Source organism: Frankia sp. CcMO1 (genome assembly GCF_977945845.1).
Genome location: NZ_CDWTMG010000322.1, coordinates 1 through 4,312, shown reverse-complemented (window position 1 = coordinate 4,312; position 4,312 = coordinate 1). Strand labels below are relative to the sequence as shown.

2 protein-coding genes and 2 pseudogenes are annotated in these 4,312 nt (G+C 70.3%); 3 read left to right on the top strand and 1 reads right to left on the bottom strand.

Going from position 1 to position 4,312, the window contains the following annotated elements; translation table 11 throughout:
- Together AC08OU_RS23005 and AC08OU_RS23000 are read left to right on the top strand one after the other, a co-directional pair.
- Positions 1 to 629 (top strand): lanthionine synthetase LanC family protein (locus AC08OU_RS23005; RefSeq protein ID WP_476605779.1); only part of this gene is annotated, 629 nt, incomplete at its 5' end.
- Between the two features lie 188 nt (positions 630 to 817).
- A pseudogene (locus tag AC08OU_RS23000) lies at positions 818 to 1,261 on the top strand (hypothetical protein); the annotation flags it as partial.
- A 437-nt stretch (positions 1,262 to 1,698) separates the two neighbouring features.
- On the opposite strand, the gene AC08OU_RS22995 reads toward AC08OU_RS23000, so the two are convergent.
- A complete protein-coding gene (locus AC08OU_RS22995) occupies positions 1,699 to 1,917 on the bottom strand; it encodes a hypothetical protein (RefSeq protein WP_476602173.1) in 219 nt (72 codons plus the stop codon).
- Here AC08OU_RS22995 and AC08OU_RS22990 point away from each other — a divergent pair.
- Positions 1,892 to 4,312: pseudogene (locus AC08OU_RS22990) on the top strand (sugar-binding protein); the annotation flags it as partial. The gene AC08OU_RS22995 and the pseudogene AC08OU_RS22990 sit on opposite strands and share 26 nt — an antisense overlap.

Here is a 4,312-nt window from a genome sequence, read left to right as displayed (position 1 = left end):
GCATGCCACATCAGGTCACAGCAGGCCACGCCGAACCAACATTACGCACAGTTACCAAACTGGCTGGGGTCTCACGCCCACCCCGGTTAACTTCGAAGACCCACCAAATCTGCGACTGGCTCGACGCCTGGCGCCAGGAGAGCTCAACCGGCCCCTGGTGGCCCGAGAAGATCACCCTCCGCGAGCTGAGCGCCGGCCGCCCCGCCCAAACCGGCCCAGGCCGCGTTTCCTGGTGCTACGGCGCCCCCGGCCTTGCCCGCGCCCAGCAACTCGCCGCCCTCGCGCTGGCCGACACATCGCGCCAGAAACGCGCCGAGTCCACGCTCGCCGCCTGCCTCGACGACCCCGTCCAACTCGCCAGACTCGTCGACCCGGCACTCTGCCACGGCTGGGCCGGCTTGATCGCCACCGTCCACCACGCCGCCGCCGACGCCCGCTACCACCCACTCGGCAGCCACCTCCCAGCCCTAACCGATCAACTCCTCGACAGCCTCGACCCGGCAGAGCCCGCCAGCAGCCGATCACCCGGCCTCATCGAGGGCGCCGCCGGGATCGCTGCCGTCCTGCATGGCCTCGCCACCGACAGCACAGCTACCTGGGAAACCGTGCTTCTCCTCGGCCGAACTTAGGGTCAGCCGCGAAGCCGAAGCGTGCTCGACGCGGACGTTTGCCACCCACGACATCCAGGGCGACCGCCGGACGAAGCGTCATCCCGTACCGCTCGACCTGTGACATAACGATTACTGCCAGAGTGGTCTGCGCAGCGGGCAATCGGAGGATCGGCCATCCGGCTCCGGAGAGGATATGGGGCATCGTCATGAGTAGGGCGAGCCAGCGGGCGGAGCAGGACGAGCTGCGAGCGCGGATGCGCGCGGTCGGCATGTCCCACGACGAGATCGCGATCGAGTTCGCCCGCCGCTACAAACTGCGCCCCCGCGCCGCTCACCGCGTCGCGCACGGCTGGACCCAGATGCAGGCCGCGGCCCACATCAACGCCCACGCCGCCCACACCGGCCTCGATCCCCACGGCGCGGCTCCCATGACCGCCCCGAAGCTGTCGGAACTGGAGAACTGGCCGCTACCGAACAACCGCCGCCGGCCCACACCCCAGCTCCTCCCCCTGCTCGCCGAGGTCTACGACACCAGCATCCACAATCTGATCGACCTCGACGACCGCGAACACCTCACCCCCATCGACACCCTTCTGATCACCACCACACGCCGAAGTCGCGCGGGGAGTGGAGCGATCCCGGATACTCCTCCGGACGTCATCGGGCCGTCATCGCGGCGTACCCGGCCGTCGCCGGCACCCGCCCACCGCCGTCCCGGCCCGGCACGCCGCCCAGACTCAGCGGACCACCCGTCGACCCGGATCCGGCTCGATCCCGCGACGAATCCCAAGCGGCGAGCGGCCTGTCCGCCACCCCGATGATCGGGCTTCTCGTCACCTGCGCGTCGCGATACGGGTCGCCACGCGGGCCCTGACCGTCCGTGATCCGGCGATCTGGCGCAACCGCCCTTCCAAGTCCGGGTACTGAATCCTTCCTCCGTGAAGTCACCGACGATCAGTGGCAGTCGGCGGTGGGCCGGGTAGCCCGCAGGGATGAGGTACGCCATCGGCGACGGGTTGACCCGGCGGAACAGGGGCCGGCGCCACGGTGCCTCGTCGACGCGGTGAACTGTCACGACCTACAACTCCTATCCGGGCACGGTCGCGAACCGGTCGACCTCGCCGTGCTCGGCGCAGTGCGGCGGCAGCCCCGCGACGGTCCTGACGAACAGCACCAGGCCGACGCTGTCCGGGGCGGCTACGGACGCCGACGGCGCGCCGCTGCGCCTCGACTTCGAGGTGTGGAACCAGGACAGCACCACAAAGATCACCGACGGTTCGGTGTCGAACGTCTCCCCGAACGCCACCGGTTCCTGGACGGTGCCCGCCGGGGTACTCGCCAGCGGCACCACCTACCAGTGGCGGGTGCGCGCCTACGACGGCACCGACTACTCGCAGAACTGGTCGTCGTGGATCCCGTTCACCGTCGACACGACCGTCCCGGCGGCGCCGACCGCGTTGAGCTCGGCGGCGTGGCCGTCAGGCGGCTGGGCCTCGGCCACCTCCGGCACGTTCACCTGGACCTCCCCCGGCGGGGACACCCAGTCGTTCCTCTACGGCCTCGACCAGCCCTCGCCCGCCACCGAGACCACCGGGACGACCACCCCGTCGCTGAACGCCACCGACGGACTGCACACGTTCTACCTGCGGACCAAGGACAAGGCCGGCAACCTCTCGCCGGTTGTCTCCTACAGCTTCGGAGTCGGCACCGGCGCGTTGGCGAGCCCGGCGGAGAACGCCCGCGTCCAGCGATTCGTCGTCCTGGAGGGACAGGCGCCGTCCTCCCAGGTGTCGGTGACCTACCGATACCGGCTGGGAACGAACACGTCGACGGCGTGGACGGACGTGCCGGTCGCGGACGTGACCACCGAGGGCACGACCACGAGCCCGACATGGCCCGCGCCGCGCAACGCCTCCGGCGCGTTCGACCGGCAGAACTGGAACGTCGGCTTCACCCTGCAGGGCGGCACCGACGGGCCGATCCAGCTCCAGGCCTGTTTCCGTACCTCGGGTGGCACCGTCACCTGCACCGGGGCCCGGACGATCCAGTACGCGCGTAACGCGTTCGGGGACTCCAACGCCACCAGCGACGTCGGCCCCGGAAAACTGGCCCCGCTGACCGGTGACTACTCCCTGTCGGCCACCGACGTCACCATGCCGACCTACACCGGCAGCCTGACCGTCGGCCGGTCCCTGACGACGTTGACCCCGCCCGCGGCGACCAGCGACCCTGCCGGCATCTTCGGCCCGGGTTGGACCTCGGATCTGCAGGGACCAGACACCGGTTCGGCGGCCAAGACGCTGACGGACAACACCGGCACCACAAATACCGTGACACTGACGTCGAGTGAGGGCGCCGCCTCGGCGTACTCCCGTACCGGGACCGGCGGTTATCCCTACGCCTACACCGGCATCGCGGACACCGCCACCGACGGCTCCAAGCTCGTCAAGGATTCGGCGACCCAGTTCACCCTCACCGAGGTCGACGGCACCAAGACGGTATGGGTGTCGAAGACCGTCGGCTCGGCGACGATCTGGGTGGTCGACCGGGTCGTCCAGCCCGGGTCCGCGACCACCTCGACGTACACCACGGACGGCGCCGGCCGGGTCACCCGCATCCTCGCGCCCGTCCCGGCCGGGGTGGACTGCTCGGGCACGCTCGGCGCCGGCTGCCGGGCACTGACCCTCGCCTACGCCACCTCGACCACGGCGACCGGCTCCGGCACCGACCCGGCCACCTGGGGCAATTACACCGGGCAGGTCTCCACCGTCTCGATGTCCCTCAACGGAGGCACCGCGACCGTCGTCGCCCAGTACAAGTACGACTCCACCGGGCACCTGCGGCTCGAGTACGACCCGCGGCTGGACAACACCGACGGCTCGCACCTCGGATCGGTCTACCAGTACAACGCTCAGGGCCGCCTCCAGAGCTACACCCCCGCGGGCCAGGACGCCTGGTCGTTCACCTACGACAGCTACGGTCGGCTGATCAGCGTGGCACGGCCCCGGCCCGCTGGCGCGGGTACCGCCACCCGTACCGTCGTCTACAACGTCGCCCTCAGCGGAACGGGCGCGCCGGTCGACATGTCCCCGAGCGCCGTCGCCGCCTGGGGGCAGCAGGACCTGCCGGCCTGGGCCACGGCGGTGTTCCCCGCGAGCAGGGTCCCGTCAAACCCGCCGGTCGCCGCCGACTGGCCCTACGCCGACCTGACCTACCTCAACGCCGACGGCCGGCAGGTGAACGCCGCCTCCTACGGCAACGGCGCCTGGCAGGTCACAACCAACGAACATGACGTCAAGGGCAACGTGATCCGTGAACTGACCGCGGAGAACCGTAACCAGGCCCTCACCCCGACCGCCGACACCGATCCGACCGCCGCGGCGCTCACCGACTCCGCGGCCCGCGCCCAACTGCTGGACACCGACACCGTCTACTCCGCCGACGGCGTGTCCGTCGTCGACACGTTCGGGCCGACGCATCGCATCGTTGACGACGCCGGCGCCCAGTACTCCGCCCGCGAGCACGTCCACACCGACTACGACGAGAACGCCCCGTCCGCACCCGACCCGTACCGGCTGCCCACCACCGTCACCACCACCATCCGCCAGGCCGGCGGGGCCGACGTCGACCCCCGCAAGATGATCAACGGCTATGAGGCGAAGACCGGCGCGGATGCCGCGACATCCGGCTGGACGCTACGC